We start from the raw sequence: 23,492 nt of genomic DNA, 5'->3' as shown, positions 1-23,492 counted from the left end.
ATCACAACTCATACGTATCATTCTATTTTTGATAAGCGCATAAGCATTGACATCTTCACCACCTATTCCTATATTTTTTTACTAACCTACTTTATCAATGGACGCTTAAAAATCACTTAAACCTGATACAAAAATTCACGATCTATCCATACATGATGGTTCTTATTCCCAAAAAAACCTCCCATATCATTACTATGGGAAGGCTTCTTAAGTCCTTGTTTTATGGAAATATATGCAATTCATACATTTTTTCATGAAATTTCTAGTATGATTGATTCATTATTAGGAATTAGATGTTTATCTATGCCAGAGTTCTCATTAGCCCTGGTCCCTGTGCTATTTTTATTTAAAAATCATCACTCCCGTACTCCATGCACTAACAGCCTTTGAACATTTTGTCGATAGGCATGACAGGTCAATAGAGTAGCTAAATCCTTTCCCTCCTCCATCTCCAGTGATTCTGTTTCATGAGGTTAGATGATCTGTTTTTCGCTAACACGATAGGACAAGGTTTCACTCCATGTATAAATGTAAAAAACATCTCCCTCCCGTAATTCATCGATATGCCGAAACATTTCTTTCGTCCCTAACCCACGATGACCCGCAAGAACAGTATGGGTTCCTTCACCACCTATTGGAATAGAAGAGCCTTCTACTTGACCGACACCTTTGTCCAAAATCTCATCAGACGCTCCAAGATAGATAGGGAGAACAAGCTCAAGCTTTGGAATTTCAAGAGCAGCAAAGAGGATTGAACGGATACTGTCGCTTCATCGGAAATAACTGATTGTTCATTCGCTTTAAATTATGTAAGCGTTGTCAAAGTTGTGCCATTTGGAGCTATTCCATTAATCGTATTTACTTTAAGCATCGTTTCATATGATCGACCTGATTGAAGAGAGTCGAATTGATAGATTAATTGATGATTCGTCTCGTTGTATGTAGGCGTCTGACTATTAATAGTTAATTCTGTCAAGTTTTGTGTGAAATCTGAGTAATCTGTAATTGGTAACTCAACAATAATCGTTGCATCGGTGTATTCTGTTCGTGATCCAGTGACCTTTAGAGTTAAATGGTACAAAGTATCTTGTCCAGCATATACCGCTTCTCGAAAAGGAGAGATATCAATATTGACATTCAAGTCTCCTACATAAGAGCTACCTTCTTCTAAATGAACAAAGCTCACCTGATGAAATGAACTAAATACTATTAAGGTCGTTAAAATAAGAAAAAGGATCTTTTTGACACGCATAATTTCCCTCCTTCATTATCGTAAAGGTATCTAACCTAACTTATAGATTGTTCGATATTCACCACCATATGACAAAAAATGCATAATTCTACTTTACCAGTTAACTCTCAATAATCTCTTAAACTTTGAACATATAACCTCAATAATCATTCCTATCAAAGCATGAACCCTATTGATTTCAGTCACACGTCTAATCTAAATCCTCTTAAAAAAAGCCCTCAATCTGGCAGATGGCTTAAGCTGTAGATCATTCTGCAAGCGTGCCGAAAATCCCTCGTACAGCGAAACCGCATCTGCACGCCGCCCCATCCGTTTGAGAATGTCCATCATCTCTTGAACTAAATCCTCTGAATAAGGGTCATCTTTCATTAGTACGAACAAGCATTGACTTGCTTGCTCCAATTGCTCTCTGTCAATGAAATATTTCTTCATCTTCATCATGACGCTAATCATATGAAAGTGGTAAGCCTGCATACGCTCCTTTGCCCACTCATAATCATCACGCTCCAAATATTTCCCCTTATACACGGCTAATAAGCGATCAAATTGTTCAACCGAATCCGGTTGTTTATGTAAATGGTCTAACGCCTCTTTCCATTTATCAACATCAGTAGACGTCTCTATCTGTAGTAAATAACGTTTATCCAAAAACGTAATCGCATGATCAAAGCCGATCGATTTAAGTTTTTTTCTTAAGTGATACATACACGTATGTAAATGCCTTTTGGATTTTTGATAATCCTCACCTGGCCATAGCGCTTCAATCATCATATCGCGTTCTACATATTGATTACGATCCGTAAGTAAATAGGCAAATAGCTCCTTTACCTTGCTCGTCTTCCAATGGACGAGTTCATTTTCGTAATAGACGGTAAACTCTTGAAACAGGTTAATGTTCAACCCTCGAACATCTTTCTCCGTAGCTTTTATCACTCGTAACTCCTGCGCATGATGTATTCGTTCAGTCGTTTTCTGTAGTCTACTCATTGAAACTGGTTTCATTATGTAATCAAGGACATTCATTTCAAATGCGTTAACAGCATACTCTTCATAAGCTGTCACAAAGACGTATAATGATTCCTTATTTGTAGCTTGCATCTCTCTTACTACATCAAGTCCGTTACTGCCAACCAATCGAATATCAACAAATGCCACATCGTACTGTAGCTCGTATACTTCAGCCTTCCATTCCAGTTCAGAATGGAAGGTCGCAACTATGTCATATGCACCTGTTTCTTCAAGCTTTCTTTCTAACACTTGAATCGCGAGTGGTTCATCATCTATTAATATAGCTCTTATCATAACTGCCCCACCTAACTCTATAGCCGTTTCAGGCGTAGTGCGATCATGGTGTCTATGGCCATTCTGTACCTTATCGTTTATTTCGGAACTTGTGATAGTAAGCAACAGTGTCGAAAGGGCTAATTCGAACTGTATGCCCCATTGTGACTGAATGACTATTAGCCTATGCACCGAGCTCAAGTAAAAACTCCTTAAAAAACCATACTTTTAAAGGAGTCATTCATCATTTCTATGATTGGATATGTGCACGATAGTAGCTCTTTAAAGAGTCAGAAGGCTCAAGACTAAGGTCCTCATTCACTCTTCTAACAAATTCAGCATATTTCGATTTTGCTTCCGCTAATTGACCAATTGCCCGTAAATGATCAAGCTCTTCCTTCAATAAATCCTCGGAATATGGGTCTTCCTGAGCAAGAAACGCTAAACATTTTAACGCTTTCTCATGCTGCCCCTTGTATTTCTTCTTCATGACGTTTAAAAACTGAATCATCTTATACTGATACGTAGAAGATCGATCTCTCGCCCAGTTATAATCATTTCGTTCTAAGTATTTCCCCTTATACAAGTGTAGGACTCGGTCGAATTGGTGCGTCGAAAACTTATCCGGGTCTCGTTCAAATTCATTCATCAAAGCTTGCCATTCATCTACGTCATTTTGAACGTTACTTAGAGACAGTGAATAACACTTATCTGAGAAAGAAATCGGCTGATGAAACCCTAATGAATGCAGAAGTTTCCGTAAATGGTACACACACGTATGCAAATGGATCTTAGACCTCTTATAGTCTTCCTCTGGCCATAGCGCTTCAATAATCAAATCACGATCAATGTATTGTTCATGATACGTAAACAAATAAGCAAACAACTCTTTCACCTTGCTCGTCTTCCAATTCACAAGCTCCTTATGACGATACACCATTAATTCTTGAAAACTGTAGATTTGAACAGGCTCGTGGACTTCCTCACGAACTTCAGAATGGAGGAGGACCATCGCCTCCTTCAATCGTTTCGTCGTCTTATTTAATCGTTCATCCATAACCGGCTTCAACAAATAATCAACTGCATGTAGTTCAAACGCTCTCACCGCATACTCTTCATAAGCCGTCACAAACACGACTTGTATCCTTTCTATTTCTGAAAGAAGAAATTCAGCAAGGTCCATTCCATTCGTACCTTGTAAATCAATATCGATAAACGCCACATCAAAGTCAATACTCTTCAATTCTGCTTGTAGCCCATCTTCAGAGACATATGTACCAACAATTTCATAGTCCTCTGTCGCCTCTAACCTACTCTGTAGTAACCTTATCGCCAACGGTTCATCATCTATTAGTACAGCACGTATCATCGCATTCACCCAAACTCACTGATACATTATTTTACATTCCTTTTATTTATCCTAACATTTTTCCCATCAAAGGTATAGATAATTCACATCATTTCGGCCAATTCCTTTCTTCAAGAAGAGAGGACAAGCGCTGACATTAGATCGCTCAACAGAGATTGCGAAAGTGCTCTAATCTTGGTTGAAAACACTTCACATCAATATGAAAGCACTAATATGACAAAATTCGCTCAAATCTCTCACTGCCAACGCTCCTCACTAATGTTAAAATAAGGAATAGGAGGTGTTCATTTGAAAACAATTGGCATTGCCATTATTCCATTATTTGCACTCTTTATTATTTTTCCTTTATTTGGAATAGATTATCGTCTTTTATTCGAAGCGATCGAATGGGGGACAAAGTTCCTCTTACCCTGGCTTGCACTGTATTGGTTGATAAGAGCTGTGAAGCAGTTTGAGAAGTTATCGTGATTGCATTATAATTTAAGAAAATGGCTCTATAGGTAATGGATTACCCAAGAGCCCTTTCATTTCCGGTTACTTACCTGATATTTGTAAATGCGCATAAAGAGCACCTAACAAGTTGGCATGATTTCGAAAGTGACAAACATTCACCTCAGGAAGGATATGCTCTAAATCATTTAATTCAACAAAAATAGTAGCTAAGGCCTTTCTAACACCATCAAGTAAATCAGGCCTCTCACTTATCGCTCCTCCAATTAAAATAACATCTGGATTATAAATATAATGAATATTATAGACCATTGTAGCTAAAGTAAAGTAAAATGTCTCAATCACATCTCGGGCAATATGATCACCGTCTTCCGCTTGTTTAAAAACCCACTCTCCAGATAAGTGATCAATCGGCACCTTCCTTTTCTTAGCATATGATCGAATCATAGCTCCAGTAGATGCTACAAGGCTACATTGGCTTAATGACTTCGTTTCAGGATTAATTGACATCAATGTATATCCTATTTCTCCTCCGAGTAAGTGCCTTCCTTTGTGTAATTGACGATCCTTTATAATCGCACCCCCGATTCCAGTGCCTAATATAATACAAGCAGCATCGTTGTATTCCTGAGCTGCTCCCTTCCACACTTCAGCTAAGGCTGCACAATTAGCATCATTTTCAATCGACACAGGTAAGCCTAACGTTCTTTCCACCTTTTCTTTGAGATTACCATCATGAATAAATGGAATAGCACTTGAACCTCCTACTTTTCCATCTGGATAAACGGTACCAGGAGAACTAATGGCGATACCTCTTACTACACCTTCGTAGTTAGACGAAAAAGAAGTAATTGTTTCTAGAAAACCTGCAAAATCTCCTGAGGTCTCAGTCTTAACAAATTGATGAATGATCCCATCTGTCGATATATATGCAAGCTTGATAAAGGTGCCTCCTAAATCGATCGCAATGTACACACCTCTGCCCCCTCTATTTCGATGGTTATTTCAGAACTTGCCGTTGAGTCGGTTCCGATAAACCACTTCATTAAACCTGACTCGACACAATAGTCCATTTCTTTATTCCAAATAGCCATTTCTTCTTTACCTACTCTAAATGAAACCATTTGTGTCTCTTTTGGCATTAAGAAAACTTTCTGGAAACCTTTTAACTCTCTAACTCTTGATGTAACCGTTGACTCGACATCATAACGATAAAGCTGAATCACTTCGGCACCCGCCTGATTACCAACATTTTTCACCTTAATATCAAATTTTATCGTCTTTCCTTTATTAAGGTCATGAATAGAAATCTTTGTCCTCGATACTGAACTTATTTCATATTCAAATTCCGAATAACTTAATCCATATCCAAAGACATATTCAGGCGTAGATTCCACATCACAATATGTCAAACTATGCCCCATGTCTTTCCGATTATAATAAATTGGGAGCCGCGAAGATGATCTAGGGATCGAAACAGGGAGTTTGCCGCTAGGATTAACAAACCCATATAAAATTTCTCCAATCGCTTGACCGCCTTCTAATCCTGGATACCATCCACACAGAACTGCTGAACATTTGCGCACTAGTAATTGCATCGAATGAGGGCGCCCTTGTATAAGTACCGCTACCATCGGCTTACCTAATTGACTAAGGGATTCAATTAACTCATTTTGAACTCCCCCTAATTCCAAATCAGCTACATCCATCCCTTCTCCACAATCCATATCTAAAGGCTGATTACTTGGAATTGCAGCTCCATTCGTATCAAAGGTCATATTGAAATCTCTTGAGCTGCTACCACCTACTGCTAACACAATGATATCCGCTTCTTGAGCAAGCTTCAACGCACCTTGAAAACCATCCTTTGACCTATCTCTGACTCCGCATCCTTTTGTATAAAGAATTTCCACATGAGGAGGTGCGCATTGACGTATCCCCTCTAACACCGTTGTCCCTTTACCATTAGGTTGTATCGCCGTGTAATCACCTAATTGATTATAGATCGTATTAGCATTAGGTCCAATAACGGCAACCTTTTTATAAGCCCTCGTTAACGGCAGGATTTTCCCCTCATTTTTTAAAAGCACAACAGATTCACGGGCTACTTGAAGATTCCTCTTCTTCAATTCTTTATTGCCTATCACTTCATAGACCTTCCCTTCATCGACAAACGGTCTTTCAAATAAACCTAACGAAAATTTAAGATGAAGAACTCTCCTAACAGATCGGTCAATCGTCGCTTCGGATATTAATCCTTTTTTCACCGCATCCTCTAAAGTTGTAAACGCCTTATCCCATAAGCTGACATCCACACCGGCTTGAAGTGCTATAGCAGCTGCTTGTTCATCACTATTGCCTTGCAGCTGTAAACGATCAATCGCCAAGCCATCTGCCATGACAATACCTGAAAAAGACCATTCCTCACGAAGAATCTCCGTCAATAGTGTCTTGTTAGCATGACACGGAACTCCATCTATTTCATTATAAGCCGACATACAACCAATAGCTCCTGCATCTGAGCCTTTCTTCATACCCGGGAGATGGATATCACGTAATTCTCTTTCACCAATATTAGCTGGAGCCGCATTCAGCCCACCCTCACCAGCGCCTTGTGCACAAAAGTGCTTGAGAATGGCACCAATTCGATAACCAGCACTTAAATCCCCATTCACATCACCCTGTAACCCATATACAACAGCTTCAGTCATAGCACCTGCGAGGAACGGGTCCTCACTAAAGCATTCTTCTGAACGTCCCCACCTAGGGTCACGTAATATATCCAAGGTAGATATTAAGCCTAAATGAGCCCCCCTGCACCGTATTTCTTTTGCAATATTTTGATAGATCCCCTTCATTAAATCAGGGTTCCACGTTGAGCCAACCCCAATATTTGTAGGAATCATCGTTCCATCTAGTGCCTGATGACCATGAGGACACTCTTCAGCTAGTAGAGCCGGAATCGCTAATCTAGTATGCTCCTTGATATATTGTTGAATTTGATTCGCAACTTTAGGACTATCTACCGCCGTTATCCCATTTTCAAAACTCCTCCCAGACCATGGATCTGCTCTAAATAAGCCATAGAGCACTCCTAATCCATTCCACTTCTTAACTTCTTCTTTAAAAATATCCGTTAACTCAAATAAATCTCCCTTTTTCTTGTAAGCCTCCCAACCATATAAATGTTGGTTAAGCTGACCGACCTTTTCATTTAATGTCATCCTTTGAAGTAAATCCTCCACACGTTCTTCGATAGAGCGATACGGATCTAAATAAATATCCACTGTCCTCCCTCCTCACTTCAATCGGAATGTTTTAATTTCATATGGTTTCAGATGAAATTCCAGCTTAGAATCAGATGCTCTAAATGGTTCGATAGGCTTTTCTAATAAATTGGTTTCCACTATCTCCTCAAAGCTATTATTCAACCGCAAAGCAATACGGCGTTTTGATCCGGTGGCTTCATACAATCGAACCACGACTCCGCCCATATCCTCTGCTTGCTTAACCGTTTCAATAAACGTATCTTCTGTTTCAACTTGAATAAAGGAATACTCTTCAGGTAACTTACCTATACCTTGATTTCCTTCCTTGAGAATAACTGGTTGATTATACTCTAATCCACGCTGTGCCGTTTGAGCATCCTGCCAACTACCTTTGTGTGGATAAAGAGAATAAGAAAATTCATGCTCTCCTATGTCAGCTGTCGGGTCAGGCCACTTTGGTGCTCTTAATAAAGACAAACGTATCGTTTGATCTTTAATGTCATAACCGTACTTGCAATCATTTAACAAGCTTACGCCATAATTCCCCTCTGAAAGATCAGCAAATCTTTGTCCACATACTTCAAATTGCGCCTTCTCCCATGATGTATTTTTCGACGTAGACCTCTCAATCGCACCAAAAGGGATCTCATAGGTTGCCTGGGAAGCTCGAATGTCGACAGGAAACGCAACTTTTAACAGCTTATGTTCCTCATTCCAATCTATCCATGTGCGAAAATCTATACGCTTATGATGATGGGAGAAGACCACTTGCTGTTTAATCGTTGAATTCGATAGTTTAAAATTAAATTGGATAATATCTTCAACTTGACCTGTTTCGACAATTTCTATTTTTGTTAAATCTACACATTCTGCAGGAGTGCTTTCAAATTCTTGATCAATATCCCATGCATCCCAGACAAGTGGGCGATCATGGAATAATTGAAATTGATTGGCACTTAAGCCATCAGCAATGACTTCTCTTTGTTCCTCCTTATCAAACAATGAGATCATCTCCCCATGATCATTCCATTGAACACGATAAAATCTCGTCTCCCACCGGTTGTGAAATTCACCGATATTTTCCTTATCAGAAGTACTAGTCTTCTCCGTTAACCAGATTGTTGTATACCCCATAGCTGGGATAGTTGGCACAAAAGTAGACAGGATATAATGACCATCTTCTTCCTCCCTAACACTTGAAGGGAGAACTTGACCCGCATGATCTTTAACCATTACAGTTGTCAATGATGCATCCCCAGCAATATAGACAGTTTCTGATCGCTGCCATGAAAGGCTATTAAATACAATATAAGGTTTGCCTTCCCCATCAGCTCCAACTTGACCCACCATCCAATTCAATGCCTGATCTCGTTGCTGTTGCCCGACTTTATGAATATACTGATAATCTTTTTTTGATTGAGTATACACTTCAGGAATCGAAGTACCTGGGATAATATCATGAAACTGATTAAATAGAAGTAGCTTCCATCCTTTCTCAATAGCATTTTGATCGATTAAAGCACCTTGCCATTTAGCAAATGTTGTCCATATTTCCGCATCTCTATAAAGTACTTCCGCATATCGGTTAGCCTTTTTATTATAAGCGTGTGTCGTATACGTCCCCCTGTGTAGTTCAAGATACATGTCTCCGTACCAAGTCGGTAATGATGGCTGTGATTTTTCAATATTTTCAAAAAACTGATGTGCTGTACTATATTTAACTTGTGGCAATCCTGGCAACTGTCCAGAGTGATCAGCATATGACAGCATCTCTCTCGTTACACCACCACCACCATCACCATGTCCATATAAAAGCATTTGCTCAGAATGGACATCCTTTTGCTTATAGCTCTTCCAATGATCATCTAACTCAGCCGGGTGTGTGTATTCATTCACTCCATGGTTCAAATAAGCCATTACATCCGTTCCGTCGATTCCCTTCCAATAAAATAAATCATAAGGAAACGGGTTCGTATCATTCCAATTCATCTTGGTTGTCATAAAATAATCCATATCCGCCAATTTTAAAATTTGTGGTAATGAAGCACAATATCCAAAAGTATCTGGAAGCCACTCTATTTTCGGTTTAATACCAAATTCATTTTCATAGAATGCTAATCCATATAGAAGCTGGCGCACTAATGACTCTCCTGAAGGAATATTTAAATCCGGCTCTACCCACATTCCACCTACAAGCTCGAATCGACCGGATTTAACATGCTTCTGAACACGTTCATAAATGTCAGGATAGTACTCCTTCATATATGCAAAAGCTTGTGGCTGACTCTGTGCATACAAAAAAGACGAATGTTGTTCGAGCAAAGAGCTCATCGTTGAAAATGTCCGACTACATTTTCTTACTGCTTCCTTGGCTGGCCATAGCCATGCTAAATCAATATGAGATTGACCAACTAAATGAATAAGTCCACTGTTTCTAAGTGAAAGCTTTTCTAACTCGGTTTTCAAATCCACAATTTGTTGCTCAACCCAAGAAACATCTATCCATTTCCCTCTATCAGTATGTTCAACTTCATTGAGATGTCTTTGAATTGTTTTATATGTCATCATACGATCCATATCACTCTCTGGTAGCAATTCAATTGCTTCAACATATGCCTTCAATAAATAGTAATACTTCTCTAACGGTTGGTTCTTTATGACTAAATCATTCTCTAACAAATATAGATCAGCAGGCTCATACTCAGCAGGTTCATTTTGTTCGTTTAATCGGTCTTTAGATTGAGCAATTGGATTATACAGTTCTACTTCAATCTCCCACTGACCTTTATCTGTACTTGGTAAAGGAAGATAGTCACGATTACGATCGATCCCGTGGTAAGGGATACCATCAACCGAAACCAAAGCTTCATGTATGGTTCTCTGTGCCAATGACCCAAATAAAAGCCTCAGCCCTAATTCACCCTTATTGCTATCCGAAGGAGCGATGACCGTCTGTTTTAACCGCATCGTTTCACCTGATGAAATAAGTCTGTCTCCTTTTCTTATAGTCAAATTGTGCGTATGCCAGGAGTATTCCCCTGGTTGTTCGTATATTCCTACTGTACCTTTCCAATCACCTAACTCTCTTGATGTCACCAATACATATTTAGAAATTTCGTTTAGAAACCGTTGAATTCTCTCCATCCTTATCCTCCGCTCCGTTTAATGATAAATCCCCTTTTAGTAACTCCACAGCAGTTGCAAGGGCTTGAGTTGATCTGAACACATCAACGTGTTAACGTACGAAACTACCTCCACCCTTAAGTCCGCCTACACCTTCTTTCATTAACCCTTTAAAGTTTTTTTCGTACTTATCTTTTAATATAGGGCACTTATAAAATCTAACTCTGTAAAAAAGACAGGCCACGTCAGCGACCTGTCCTTCATGCATACATTATTCTTCTACAACTTCTTTCCATTCATCATATTGATTTTGCACTTCCTCTAATACCTCTTGCATACCTGCTTCATTCAATCGCTCTACTGCCATCGGAACATATTGTTCAGGATCAACGCTTCCTGTAAAAATAGGGGGCATAAATTCACTTGCCACATTAGATATATTGGCAATTTCCGTACGGACAGGTGTTGGATCAAAGTGGAATCCGAGTGAAGGCGCTCTCACTCCTGATTCATTAAACTCCTCAAATGCCTCCCACTTATCATCAGGATCATTTTCAAATAAATCTAGAATAAAATGGTTCCCTAATGCATATTGAGGCACCGAATAACGCTCAGACCTAGCAGGCAAATCTCGAATCTTTCCATCATCTAGCTTCTCATAATGTTCATCCTCAATCCCATAATTCACTAAATTACGAACATATGGATCGGTATTAAGTAAATTCAGGAATTTCATCGCTTCTTCTGGATGCTGTGAAGTAGCTGAAATCGCCATTAACGAACCTGTCACAGCCTCATTATTAATAATTGGATTCGTCACTTCCTGTACCTTAATCGGATAACCCGCTTCTCTTTCCCAAAGTAATTCAGCATATGGATTATAGCCCTCAAGTCTAACAAACCAATTCTCTACAGAATAAGGCCATGGATCGGTTGAACTTGCTGCGTCAGAAGGAACATATCCTTTTTGATAATAGTCTCTCATCACTTCAAATACTTCCATTGCTTCATCCGTTTCAAGAAGGTTAATCACCGTTTCAGTGTCGCCTTCTAATGGAAAGGCAATAGGCATATCCCACCCTAGTACATAATCAAAAGGCATAATTGGGCGAAACATACTTGCTGCTGAAATAGGGGAGAAACTTGGTTCATTTTCTTTAATCGTTTCAAGCATTGGATCTAAATCAGCAAAGTCCTCTACACTTTCTATATCAAAATCATATTCATCTACTAAATTTCCATTAAAAACTAAGACCGTCTGATTCCCAATTTCCTTATTAGCTGGAATTCCATAAAGCTCTCCATCAATACTTGCACCTGCTATTAAATCTGGATGTAGTTCTTCCATTAATTCTTGACCATGGGAGTCTAGCAAGTCATTTAAGCCAAGATATGCACCTCTTTGAGCATTTAATGTATACATACCACCAAAGACAAAGGCAATATCATAGTCTTCTCCCGAAGAAGTAATGATTTGCATTCGTTCCTCATAATCTCCCCAATCAATTTGAGTCATGTCTACTCTTACACCAATTTGTTCTTCAGTGTAATTACTCAACTCTTCCATCACTGCATCTGTATCAGGCTGTGGTGTCCCAATCATATACCATTGAAGCTCTACAACATCTTGAACGGTTCCATTATCACCTTCATTAACTACGTCTTGACTGGCTCCCTCCTCCCCATGATTGCAAGCGAATAGGAAAGCACTCGCCACTAATACTACAGATAAAAACGATAGCTTTTTCATACTTCAACCTCCCTTTTTCTCTTTTGGTTACTACTACTATTTATTTTAAAGAGCCGCGGTTCTCTTTAAAAACAAGATAATAATTATTCTTTTACACCGCCAACTGTTAATCCACTAATAAAGAACCTTTGGAAAAATGGATATGTCACCGCAATAGGCAATGTCGCAATAACAACCATGGCCATCTTTGCTGCGTCCTGAGGAACGGTCGAATAAACTTCATGCACAGAGCTACCAAGGTTTGTATTCTGTCGAATAAATTCTAGATTATTCTCAATTCTCATTAATAACGCCTGTAACGGAACTAAATCCGGTTTATCAATAAATAACAAAGCATTGAACCAATCATTCCAGTACCCGAGTGTACTAAAAAGCGCAATCGTAGCAATGCCCGGAATAGCCAACGGCGCACTTAATTTGAAAAAGATTCTCCACTCGTTAGCACCATCAATTCTTGCAGATTCCAAAATCGATTCAGGAATAGAACGAACAAAAAAGGTGCGCATTATAATGATATAAAAAGCATTCATTGCCAATGGCAAAATTAAAGCCCAAATTGTATTTCTTAATCCAAGAAATTGTGTCATCACAATGTACAGTGGTACTAATCCAGCCGTAAATAACATTGTAAAGAAAGCAAAAAACGTAAAAAAACGACGATAACGAAATTGCGGTCTTGAGATCGCATAAGAATACAATGTGATCATAGACACACTAATCACTGTACCTAAGGTCGTAACTAGAACTGAAATTCCGTACGATTGAAATAATTGAGTCCGCATATTCCATAGATACGAGTACGCATCTATCGACCATTCCCTAGGGATAATTTGATAACCGTACCGAATTAAAGACTCTTCTGAAGATAGTGAGATAATAATGACGTATATAAAAGGAAATACACATAAGAAAGCTGATATGCCTAGTATGACCGCCATAAATATATTGGTTTTAGGACTAAAAGTATGAGGATCTCTCTGCTTGGCTTTCTTTAACGCTTTACGAGCTTTTTTTTGATGCTCTACTTCCATGACAACTCCTCCTTTCCTTAAAACAGCGCATAATCTTCATCGATCTTTTTAACGATATAATTTGTTAATAGAACAAGTACTAAACCTACTAAGGATTGATAAAGTCCAGCTGCTGTTGTCATACTTATATCCCCCATTTGCATCAGCCCTCGATAGACATACGTATCTATGACATTTGTTACCGAATAGAGAGTGCCTGAATCTCGAGGAACCTGATAGAAAAGACCAAAATCTGCACTGAAGATTTTTCCAATATCCAAAATCGTTAAAATTACAATCAATGGCATTAATGCAGGTAACGTTACATGTCTAATTTGTTGCCACTTATTTGCTCCATCAATCATAGCCGCTTCGTAAAAGTCTTTATTAATCCCAGCAATAGCAGCTAAATATATGATGCTTGCAAAACCAACCGTCTTCCATGTATTCATAATTGTAAGGATATATGGCCAATATTGCGGTTCATGATACCACGTAATAGGTGTTATCCCTATGGACTCAAGCAGATTATTAAACAGCCCACGATCCATACTTAGAAATGTGAAAACAAAATAACTCACAACTACCCACGATAAAAAGTGAGGAAAAAGCATCCCTGTTTGATAGACTTTCGCAAGCCTTTTATTAATCAATTGGCTAAGAAGAATTGCTAACGCAACAGCAAAAATTAAACCAAGAATAATAAAAACACCATTATATAAAATCGTATTCCTTGTAATGACCCAGGCATCTCTTGTTGAAAATAAAAATTGAAAATTCTCAAATCCAACCCACTCACTATGAATCAAACTCGCAAAGAAACCATCGGGATGAAAGCGATAGTCCTTAAAGGCAATAACATTCCCAGCCATTGGTAAATACGCTAAAAGTATAAACCAAACTGTTCCAGGCAACACCATTAATAGCCACGTTCGATTATCATTGATATTCTTCATAAACTGCTTCATCTTTCATCTCCTCTCTTTCAAGGATAAGAAAACCCTTACATTCATTTTATCAACAAGTAAAATCATTTCATATTTGACAATTCATAGATTTAATGGATTAATCAAGTGGAAACTGTTTAATTTTTTTTGCTTTTTCAATCGAACGAAACTCATTTGGTGTAACACCACATTGTTTCTTGAATTGCTTATAGAAATAAGTCGGATCTGCATAACCGACTAGTTTCCCAATTGCTCCAGCTTTTTTGTGAGTCATTAACAACAGTTCTTTCGCTTTATTTAAACGTAATTGGTTCAAAAACTCTGAAAACGATATTCCCATTTCTTTATGAAATAATTGACCCAAGTAAATAGAATTGATATAGAATTTCTGCCCCAACACTTTCAATGAAACTTCTTCTTTATAGCCTCCATTGTGCAAATAATCGACAACATCATGAATTAAAGAATGATTTACATCTTTACTCCTCATAACATGCAAAATGACGTTCTCTAATACCGAGTACATATGCTGAGCTAATTCCTTTTTTGTCGTACTATTCATAATGTCATCTAGTAGTTCAGCTATTGTTGAACGTTCTACTGCTGATGTTAGTGTATTAATGGCGATAACCGCTTCTACGGCTCCACTTTTTATTTGTGTTTTATGGTAACGTTTAGAAAGTAGGTTAGATTCTACCCATAGTTTCGCTTGATCTAACTTAGCTTCATTGATTAATTTTAATAATGGTTCTATTCGAATGAATTCCTCTTCTGTTTCTTTCCAATCTGTATCATAGACGATTCTTGTTTCATTAAAAAATGCATACCTCTCTCGATGCTGTTTAGCGTACTTTAAGCACTTTTTTAATTCACTGTCACTCGTACATTCATCACCCATGTATAGAATAAATGGCTTTTGAATTTGTTCACTCATTAGTGTCACAATCGCATATTGCAAATCCTTCATTTGAATATGGACACCTTGAATTAAAATTAATAGATCATCTTCTGGTGTACAGCAGCAAACTAACCCTTTCTTTTTAAATTTAAATTCTAACTGTTTTTGAATAGAAGAAACTTCTCCTGCACTATGATTAGGAATCGTGAGTAACGTTAGTTTAGTGAATGGTAAAGAAATCTGGACATTGGATAATTCCATTCTCCCTTCAAAATCAAGCTTCTCCATTTCACCATGTAAAAATTGCCAAATAGCATTATCACGTAAAATAAATTTATTTAACGTATAATGTTTTGAAGAATAGATTTTCTTTTTGACTTGTTCTAATGTCGAAATTAATTCTTTTTCATTCACTGGTTTAACGAGGTAATTTTCAATCCCTAATACAAGTCCTTGTCGCACATAATTAAAATCCTCATACCCTGATAAAACGACCCATTTCGTTTTAGGTTGAAGTTCTTGCCACTTGGATATTAGAATAAGTCCATTCCTATTTGACATACGAATATCGGTAATCACTAAATCACAAGCTTCATCACTATACTTAAGCAATGCCTCTTCTGCACTAAAAGCTGTTCCAATGATCGTATATCCAAGGGATTCCCAATCAATTAATGCTTGTAATCCTTCCAAAATAAGCGGTTCATCATCAACTAATAATACATTCAACATTTACAATACCTCCTTGTGATTATTATCCTACAAGACTTGTCATTCCCCAAAAGGACTTCTATCTATTAGCACACAAGGTCAAGCTCCGTCATTATCATAAATGCAGGATTTATTGAAAACCCTTACATAAAGCGTACCAGCTGTTTGATTTAGGTTATAGATAAAAAATCATAGATTTAATGGAAAATTTAAATTTCATTATCTCTATTCTTCTTCTAAGAACGACAATGATTTCTTCTATTAACCTTATAACTCATGATATTAACGCTTTTTGCTAGCTCCCTGAGAACGCATTTTACTTAACTACGACATATTTAACAAAGACTACCGAAGATTTCTCTTCAGTAGTCTTTAAAATCTTATTGATCATGCCATTGCATGATGAAACTGTCGGCGCTATCCATTAACTGTTTTTTTACTGTCTCCGCAGTGCCTTCCATGGTCTTCCCATTAATATGACTTTTCAACCGTTCTAAATGATTGATAGCCTGACGTATACGTCCATCTTGTTTATGTTGTTGAGCTATTTGAAAGGTCTGACTAAGCTGTTTATAACTCGCTTGAGAAAGCTCGCCTTCATCGTTTAAATCTGTTAATAATTCATGAAACCCATCCTCTGTTATTCTAACAATTGTGCTAGCACGATTCCCTGAGTAATCTTGAATAACAAACTCGAGCTTACTATTAAGTGATTGCGTCGCAAATGTTAATTCATTAAGATGAGTTCGACCACGAATAATGTAAGGTCGTTCCCCTTGATTATAAGTCGTTAAGAAGGAAAGTGGCTCTCCATCCTCATACACAAATAAGTAATGCCAATCACGAATCGTAGGTAATTGCCAAGTCACAGAATATTCATCGATATCAATCTTATCCATCGAATATGCTTCAATTGTTCGGTCAATGAAACGGTCGCGATAACTAACCCCCTCATTATTTCCTATCTTTATCCTTAAATGATATCGATCTCCATTTACAGGCATATCCGATAATACAATGGATGATTCCCCTCCTTCTACAATACGCTCCTTTTCAAACTTACTTGTATCGTTGTATTCAGATTCAAGATGAATCTGAATATCACCAGAAGCATTAGATGGAAGTTCCCATTCGATCAACATGTCTCCATTTTCATCCTGCGTAGCTTCAATTTGGCTTACCGCACTAGAGAAATCATACGCAACACTTGTGGGATCACTTTCCTGTCCGTCTGCTGAAACAGCAGTCACTTCTATGTCCCCTTGACTTGCATTTAAATTTTTTATATAAAACACGTCATCATAAATCCCACCAACATACTCACCGTTATTGTAAACATTGTATTGACGTACCAACTCATAATCTTCTAAATCCCATGAAAGAACCATTTCATTTGATTGAGGGAACGCCTTATCAATCTTAACTTGATTAGGCGACTCAGGTTTTTCAATCGTCCCGTCACTAATTTTAACTTGGCCAATATTCATTTGATAATTTTCTATTAAATCAGCTTCATGTGGATCAAAGACAACACCAAAAGTCGCCAACTCACGATTTTCATACTCTGAAAGATCTAATTCTTCTGTAACCCATTCATTTGTTACTTCCCCTGAATAAGGGACTTCTATCCTTTCTAAAGTTTGCGGCGCATCTTTTAAAATCAAACCGACACTCATTGATGATGAATCAGCTTCACTTGATTTATAGTAAGTAATAGTAAACGTCGAAGTATCTTTTACCAACATATCCGTTTTATAAAGCCGTAGAAATTGTTCCTCATCTAAATCACCACTGACGACAAGTGAACTTCCCCCATTATAAGCACCTATCTGTTCATATTCATAACGTGATCCGTTTTGGTAGTCAGGACCAAAATCAAAATCAATCTCGAGAGGCGTCCCATTGGTTTCCATCCACCACTGCCAAGTAATAGGAATATCTTGTATATTTATATTCGACCATTCTTTTTCTGAGCTTACTTGTCCATCATCATAATAAGCTAACCCTCGACCTAAATTAAAATGAGAGATAAAATTGGAACCACTTATGACGCTCCGTTCAGCAATGTATGCGGCTACTCCATCCCAGTGATCTCCTTGTGCCGCTACATCTGAAAGGTCAATAGTAGCATCTCTACCAGAATTAGTCGGATCTAATTGAGGACCAGACCAAAACGCACGATCACGAATAAATGACATCCATTGATAGTCATTCTTAAACCTTCTAATGGTATCCTCACCACCAAGATCCTCATCTAAGCCGTGATGAGTGAAATCCGCACCTAACATCGCAATACTATTCATCGGATTACCCTCTTCATCAAGATTATTCCTCAAATCATTTCGGTGTTGTCCAAAACGATCAGCACCAGCTTCAACACCTGCAAAAACAGTTTCTAAAGGATCTAAACCTAAGTTCTCTGCATGAGCCTTCGAGCTTTCCATACGTGTGCGATTCCAATTATAATTCAGAAAGATTGAATTTGTAACATCACCAAATACATCATCCCTTATAAACGGGCTATTTAACTCATTAAATTGGTTCTGAAAGCTCATTTCACCTGTTGAATGATTAACTGAGTCATACCACTGAACATATAACCCTCCCTCCTGTAATACTTGTAAGAACTCTTTATAACGAGGGAGATCTTCTATCCTAACACCTGTCGCTTCTTCTTGATTAAAGAAATACCCATCAAAACCAAAATAATCAGCTATCTCAATTAGTTTATCCGCAACAGGATACCCACCAGCTTCATCCTCCACCAGCATCTGAGTATATGTTTGCGGCCCTCTATCGTTACTAGAGAAGAAGATCACTCCTAATGATTTAACACCATTTTTATGAGCGGCATTCGTATAAGCAGGGTTAGGAATATTTAAAACCCCAAACTCAAACCAACGTTCATACCAAGGTAATTCTGGATCATATAACTCTTGGGGAACATCAGCAGTAGCCATTCCATGCCAGTATGAATAGTAATCAATATATTGCCAATACGGAAAGGTATACTGACCAAACTTATTCGTATAGGCTGTACTATCCATAAAAGCATTCCCATAATCACCAGCTAAATTAAACATTTGTGTATCTGCATTCAATTCTGGATTCGCTTGAGTATCTGCGAAAGCATCCACTCTTTCTTGCAATGGCACTCTAGCACGTAACATCTCGGCATAAGGATCTCTTTCTGGCTCCCATTGTAATATGTCATGAGAAGTATAACCATGTTGAGTCGGTTGATTGGCACCTGTCGCTTGGTCACCTGTATATGGAAGAGTATCTCCAGCTAGTACCCTGGGTGAGATACCCGCTGATACTAGAATCATAACGAATACAATCGCGACAAGCCTCCATCTCTTTTGTCCTTTAAATAGAAATGACATTGATTATCCTCCTTTTAGATAGATCTTTAAAATACACATTTTCTTTTAGATAAGTTTAGGCCTCAACTTTTTACTACACCACCTTCCAGGATAAGAGTAGAGTATTTGCAAGCTATAACCTTGTTGAAAGCCCTTACAATAACTTTAGCAATAACCTTTACTCGTTCCTATTTGACAATGTTTAGTTTTAATGGAAAAACTAAAGAACAGCTCAGAGGCGTTGCCTCCGAGCTTAAAACTAGCCAATAAATACCATTACGATTATTTCATTTTCTCTATAGGAATCTTTAATTTTACAATAGTCCCAATATCTTCTACACTCTTGATCCTCATGCCATAATGGCTTCCATACTGGAGCTGAATACGTTGGTGAATGTTTAACAGTCCAATAGAACCTGTAGATAAGTCCTCTCCATGATCTAGTTCTAACATCCTGTTAATCTCACTTAACCTTCCTGTCTCTATCCCCTTACCGTTATCTTTTAATGTAATCATAATAAAATCTGATTTTCTCTGTATTCGAATCCAAAAGTGATTGTCATCACTATCTGTCCTCAATCCATGGATCATATAATTTTCAGCAATTGGCTGCAAAATAAATCTTAAAACGTAAATAGATAATAATGATTCATCGACATCATAATCAATCATTAACCTCTTAGGGAATCGATAAGACATAATCTTCAAATATTGCCTTAAATGCTCTAGCTCTTCTCTTAATTGCACTTCTTGTTTTTCTGATAAGGAATAGCGAAGAGTGTTTGCTAAATGATAAATCATATTAGCTGTTGTTTTCGATTTTTCAATAACGGCTTTCATTCGAATCGCTTCGAGTGTATTGTACAAGAAATGAGGATTAATTTGTGACTGTAACGCCCTCATCTCCGCTTGTTGCTTCTTTATATCTAGCACGTATGAGCGTTGAATATACATACGCAACGCTTCAACCATCTGATTAAAACTGTTTGATATCGTTGCAAGTTCATCCTTATCGCCATCCGAAACATCAATTCTAATATTGAAATCCCCATCTTGCACAAGTAACATACTACGTTCAATCTCTCGCATTCGTCTAGCATATTTACGTAATACAAAATACCCTGCTAGAACAACTGTAATAGAGACTAGAATTGTCATCATGGCAATAATCCAATACGTTGAAGAAATGCCTTCTATCTCAGTCTCTGGAATAATCCCAACATAGATCACGCCAATATTAGGGTCAGCTCGATGATTAAGATAATAGGTTTCTCCGTTATAAGACCAGGTTTGTTGCTCATTGTTACTAAGTCCTGTAGGAAGAGTCACACCGTGTAATTCGTCAATGGAATTGAATAAGAGCTCATTCTCAAGAGAATAGACTTGCACACCACCAATTTGTCGTTCATCCATAAATCCAATACTATTATATAAACGTTCTAAACTATAATAGGCCGTTATCATCCCAATACTTTTTGAAGCGACACCCTCATGAATTGGCTTAGAAATCGTCACACCATTTTCAACTTTAGGAATGGTAACCATTTCATCAACCATATTCATTTGATTCCAATTATAGTGATTAAACACATACATAAAGGAGTGATCCGTTTCCAAGCTCGTTAGGGAAATTGCATCAATTTCCATATCGGAGAAATAAATGGTATTAACAAATGAATCAATAGAACTCGGGACAAAAGAGCTACTGTTATAATATTGATTTAGGCGATAATCCCAATACTCCTCCAAATCATTTTGAAGAGCAAATGCAATCGATTCAACCAACTCATTATTATAGTAGAGCCTTAATAGATTTGATGTTAACATTTGATCTCTCGACTCAAAATAAGCCTCAATCTGATCAAGGGTCTGTTCATTTGCCTCCAAAGCTTGATGAATATATTCACTAATAAGAAATCTGCCAATAAAAAGGAGAAGGAGAATGATGACAAATACAATAATGACGGAATAGATGATTAATATGCGACTAAACACTTGACTCCCTAACCTCTGTAATCTTGAGAATAAATGACTGTTTTTATTTTGCATCATCTTACCGTCCTTTCTCAATATGATTCTATTATCAAGATTAGGAAGCTATGTCAATCCATTTACGTTGAAGACGTTACTAAATTTTCAATAATAGCGAACCTTTTTTTACAAGCTATACTACTCCAATAAGCAGGCAAAACCGCAAGGAAAAACATCATCAAACCAGGGAGCTGATAGAATAGCCACGCTAGTAATAGAAAACCAATTGACACCCTTACCATTAGGCCAGGACTCCCTATAGCAATTGCGAAAGACTGTACAACATATTGTCTCCAAGATTCATAATGATAGTGTGTATACACACTAAAGAAAACAATCATACTAATAAGTAATAATAATAGAATGAATAAAATAAAATAGAAGACCACCATCATAACAGTACCTTCAATTAGTGTAGCAAATCGTAAATTAACGAATAACAAACCACCTAATAATAGAAACACTGCTCCTACCATGTTTTTCTTGAAGAACTTAGATTTATACGATTGAAAAAACGTTTTGCTTATTGAAAAATCAAACTGACCATACGCCCATTTCCTAGTCACTTCATGTAATGCAATCGTTGCTGGCATAAAACCAAACAAGACACCTCCTACTAAAACACCCAATACCCAATAGAAATTAGCAACTAGTAATCGATAGACCCATTCAGATACACTCATAAAAACGTTAAGCATTGCAATCACTCCTTATGACTTTAATAATCATTGCAAAGAACGTGATAAAGGACTTCCTTTTAATTTCAACCCGCATAAGTCTAAAACAAATTCACTAAATAGTGAGTTCGACCAAGCAAACCAATCCCTCGTATATTCATTAGGATTAGATGCATTAAAACCCTCATGTAAATATCCAGTTTCTGCATCAGTTGATTTAATCATCTCTAAAACTGCCATCTTCTCCTCTTTAGTAACAGCTGTTAACCCTTGTATACTTAACGCGATGTGCCATATGTAATGATCTGGTGTATGGGGACTACCAATCCCTTTAGCGACTGAGCCTTCATAATAAAAAGGATTCTCTCTTGATAACAGAAATGCTCTCGTGTTTAAATAAATAGGGTCATCCTCAGCACAAAACCCTAAATAAGGTGCAGATAAAAGGCTTGGTACATTCGCATCATCCATTAACAGCTTATTTCCCAATCCATCTACTTCATAACAATAGATACGTCCATGATGCGGATGATCTGTTATGGCAAACCTATTTAAGCCATCCATCATATCCAGCCTTAATTGGGAACATATTTGTTGCAACACAGGATCGTTCCAGACAGCGTCATTTATTTCCTTCATATATTCCAAGGTCACAATTGCAAACATATTTGAAGGAACGAGATATCCATATAAGCAAGCATCATCACTCGGTCTAAATCCACTCCACGTCATCCCTGTAAATCCTGTTCTGCTACCTTTTCCTGAACGATTTAACGTGTCTGATTGCCGAACATTCATGCGCTCGAATGAATAAGGTGAATGTTCTTCATGCTTCTGCTCAACTTTCCATAGATGAATAATAGAGTGAACGGCACGTTTAAAATCCTGATCAAAATGTGATACCTTCCCTGTCTCTTTCCAAATAAGATATCCTAATTGAACAGGATAACATAAAGAATCAATTTCATACTTTCTTTCCCAAACATGTGGATGCATGTCCGTTTTATCTGACTGAAATCCTTGATTATTAGGCTCCTTATTAAACGCATTCGCATAAGGGTCTAGTAAAATGAATTCAATCTGCTGTCTTAATACACCTAGTAACATGGTTTCAATGTCTGGATCATGAGAAGCAAGTAGGTATGGACGAACTTGTGCAGTTGAATCACGTAACCACATCGCGGGAATATCACCTGTAATGACAAACGTTTTCCCATCGCTCTTGTTTTGAATTGTAGTCATATACGTATTAAGAAACGTCTTTTCAAACAAAGTGTGTAACTCATGATCTTCAGGGAAGGTCTCCCTCACTCTTTTAATTATATCATCTAATGATTTAGGAACCTTTTTCTCCATCAC

The 23,492-nt window shown here is 37.6% G+C and carries 16 protein-coding genes; 1 reads left to right on the top strand and 15 read right to left on the bottom strand.

What is annotated here, in order from left to right; translation table 11 throughout:
* Window positions 1-473: 473 nt before the first annotated feature.
* The 4 genes from MW695_RS02025 to MW695_RS02010 all read right to left on the bottom strand — a co-directional run bounded on the left by MW695_RS02025 (window position 474) and on the right by MW695_RS02010 (window position 3,902).
* Window positions 474-731, bottom strand: a complete 258-nt coding sequence (locus MW695_RS02025; RefSeq protein ID WP_308446062.1) for a class C sortase — start codon at window positions 729-731, stop codon at window positions 474-476.
* A 74-nt stretch (window positions 732-805) separates the two neighbouring features.
* Complete coding sequence (locus tag MW695_RS02020; protein ID WP_247102527.1) at window positions 806-1,252, bottom strand: hypothetical protein; 447 nt, start codon at window positions 1,250-1,252, stop codon at window positions 806-808.
* A 195-nt stretch (window positions 1,253-1,447) separates the two neighbouring features.
* On the bottom strand, window positions 1,448-2,725 hold the full coding sequence (locus MW695_RS02015; protein ID WP_247103093.1) for a response regulator: 1,278 nt from the start codon (window positions 2,723-2,725) through the stop codon (window positions 1,448-1,450).
* Window positions 2,726-2,783: 58 nt separating this feature from the next.
* Window positions 2,784-3,902: a response regulator gene (locus MW695_RS02010; RefSeq protein WP_247102518.1), complete on the bottom strand. Its 1,119-nt coding sequence runs from the start codon at window positions 3,900-3,902 to the stop codon at window positions 2,784-2,786.
* Window positions 3,903-4,190: 288 nt separating this feature from the next.
* Here MW695_RS02010 and MW695_RS02005 point away from each other — a divergent pair, with 288 nt between their 5' ends.
* Entirely contained in the window at window positions 4,191-4,370 is a 180-nt protein-coding gene (locus MW695_RS02005; protein WP_247102515.1) for a hypothetical protein, read from the top strand.
* A 66-nt stretch (window positions 4,371-4,436) separates the two neighbouring features.
* On the opposite strand, the gene MW695_RS02000 is transcribed toward MW695_RS02005, so the two are convergent.
* The 11 genes from MW695_RS02000 to MW695_RS01950 form a co-directional block, all read right to left on the bottom strand.
* Window positions 4,437-5,327 carry an ROK family protein gene (locus MW695_RS02000; protein ID WP_247102514.1) on the bottom strand — a complete coding sequence of 297 codons (891 nt, stop codon included), beginning with the start codon at window positions 5,325-5,327 and terminating at the stop codon, window positions 4,437-4,439.
* Window positions 5,306-7,639: a glycoside hydrolase family 3 N-terminal domain-containing protein gene (locus tag MW695_RS01995; RefSeq protein WP_247102508.1), complete on the bottom strand. Its 2,334-nt coding sequence runs from the start codon at window positions 7,637-7,639 to the stop codon at window positions 5,306-5,308. Before MW695_RS01995 ends, MW695_RS02000 begins: the two co-directional genes overlap by 22 nt.
* Before the next feature lie 12 nt (window positions 7,640-7,651).
* Entirely contained in the window at window positions 7,652-10,765 is a 3,114-nt protein-coding gene (locus MW695_RS01990) for an alpha-mannosidase (protein WP_247102505.1), read from the bottom strand.
* Between the two features lie 250 nt (window positions 10,766-11,015).
* Complete coding sequence (locus MW695_RS01985; RefSeq protein ID WP_247102503.1) at window positions 11,016-12,494, bottom strand: ABC transporter substrate-binding protein; 1,479 nt, start codon at window positions 12,492-12,494, stop codon at window positions 11,016-11,018.
* Window positions 12,495-12,577: 83 nt separating this feature from the next.
* The gene (locus MW695_RS01980; protein ID WP_247102501.1) at window positions 12,578-13,525 is read right to left on the bottom strand and encodes a carbohydrate ABC transporter permease; all 948 of its coding nucleotides are present in this window, start codon (window positions 13,523-13,525) and stop codon (window positions 12,578-12,580) included.
* Window positions 13,526-13,542: 17 nt separating this feature from the next.
* Complete coding sequence (locus MW695_RS01975; protein WP_247102499.1) at window positions 13,543-14,472, bottom strand: ABC transporter permease; 930 nt, start codon at window positions 14,470-14,472, stop codon at window positions 13,543-13,545.
* A 97-nt stretch (window positions 14,473-14,569) separates the two neighbouring features.
* Window positions 14,570-16,081 carry a response regulator transcription factor gene (locus tag MW695_RS01970; protein WP_247102498.1) on the bottom strand — a complete coding sequence of 504 codons (1,512 nt, stop codon included), beginning with the start codon at window positions 16,079-16,081 and terminating at the stop codon, window positions 14,570-14,572.
* A 359-nt stretch (window positions 16,082-16,440) separates the two neighbouring features.
* Window positions 16,441-19,446 (bottom strand): endo-beta-N-acetylglucosaminidase, encoded by a 3,006-nt coding sequence (locus MW695_RS01965; RefSeq protein WP_247102496.1) that lies wholly within the window; start codon window positions 19,444-19,446, stop codon window positions 16,441-16,443.
* A 261-nt stretch (window positions 19,447-19,707) separates the two neighbouring features.
* Window positions 19,708-21,477 carry a sensor histidine kinase gene (locus MW695_RS01960; RefSeq protein WP_247102494.1) on the bottom strand — a complete coding sequence of 590 codons (1,770 nt, stop codon included), beginning with the start codon at window positions 21,475-21,477 and terminating at the stop codon, window positions 19,708-19,710.
* Window positions 21,478-21,536: 59 nt separating this feature from the next.
* On the bottom strand, window positions 21,537-22,154 hold the full coding sequence (locus tag MW695_RS01955) for a YesL family protein (protein ID WP_247102491.1): 618 nt from the start codon (window positions 22,152-22,154) through the stop codon (window positions 21,537-21,539).
* A gap of 27 nt (window positions 22,155-22,181) precedes the next feature.
* Window positions 22,182-23,489 carry a glycoside hydrolase family 125 protein gene (locus MW695_RS01950; RefSeq protein WP_247102487.1) on the bottom strand — a complete coding sequence of 436 codons (1,308 nt, stop codon included), beginning with the start codon at window positions 23,487-23,489 and terminating at the stop codon, window positions 22,182-22,184.
* Window positions 23,490-23,492 lie beyond the last annotated feature (3 nt).

It is taken from the genome of Halalkalibacter sp. APA_J-10(15) (genome assembly GCF_023017105.1).
GTDB lineage: Bacteria > Bacillota > Bacilli > Bacillales > Bacillaceae_D > Halalkalibacter.
The sequence above is the reverse complement of the archived record's forward strand: the minus strand, read 5'-3'. Positions and strand labels throughout refer to the sequence as shown.

What these genes read in the sequence shown, in the direction of transcription:
- MW695_RS01960 (WP_247102494.1), bottom strand. Translation starts at nt 21,477, where the DNA reads ATGATGCAAAATAAAAACAGTCATTTATTCTCAAGATTACAGAGGTTA.
- MW695_RS01970 (WP_247102498.1), bottom strand. Translation starts at nt 16,081, where the DNA reads ATGTTGAATGTATTATTAGTTGATGATGAACCGCTTATTTTGGAAGGA.
- MW695_RS01980 (WP_247102501.1), bottom strand. Translation starts at nt 13,525, where the DNA reads ATGGAAGTAGAGCATCAAAAAAAAGCTCGTAAAGCGTTAAAGAAAGCC.
- MW695_RS02020 (WP_247102527.1), bottom strand. Translation starts at nt 1,252, where the DNA reads ATGCGTGTCAAAAAGATCCTTTTTCTTATTTTAACGACCTTAATAGTA.
- MW695_RS01975 (WP_247102499.1), bottom strand. Translation starts at nt 14,472, where the DNA reads ATGAAGCAGTTTATGAAGAATATCAATGATAATCGAACGTGGCTATTA.
- MW695_RS01965 (WP_247102496.1), bottom strand. Translation starts at nt 19,446, where the DNA reads ATGTCATTTCTATTTAAAGGACAAAAGAGATGGAGGCTTGTCGCGATT.
- MW695_RS02010 (WP_247102518.1), bottom strand. Translation starts at nt 3,902, where the DNA reads ATGATACGTGCTGTACTAATAGATGATGAACCGTTGGCGATAAGGTTA.
- MW695_RS01990 (WP_247102505.1), bottom strand. Translation starts at nt 10,765, where the DNA reads ATGGAGAGAATTCAACGGTTTCTAAACGAAATTTCTAAATATGTATTG.
- MW695_RS01950 (WP_247102487.1), bottom strand. Translation starts at nt 23,489, where the DNA reads ATGGAGAAAAAGGTTCCTAAATCATTAGATGATATAATTAAAAGAGTG.
- MW695_RS01955 (WP_247102491.1), bottom strand. Translation starts at nt 22,154, where the DNA reads ATGCTTAACGTTTTTATGAGTGTATCTGAATGGGTCTATCGATTACTA.
- MW695_RS01985 (WP_247102503.1), bottom strand. Translation starts at nt 12,494, where the DNA reads ATGAAAAAGCTATCGTTTTTATCTGTAGTATTAGTGGCGAGTGCTTTC.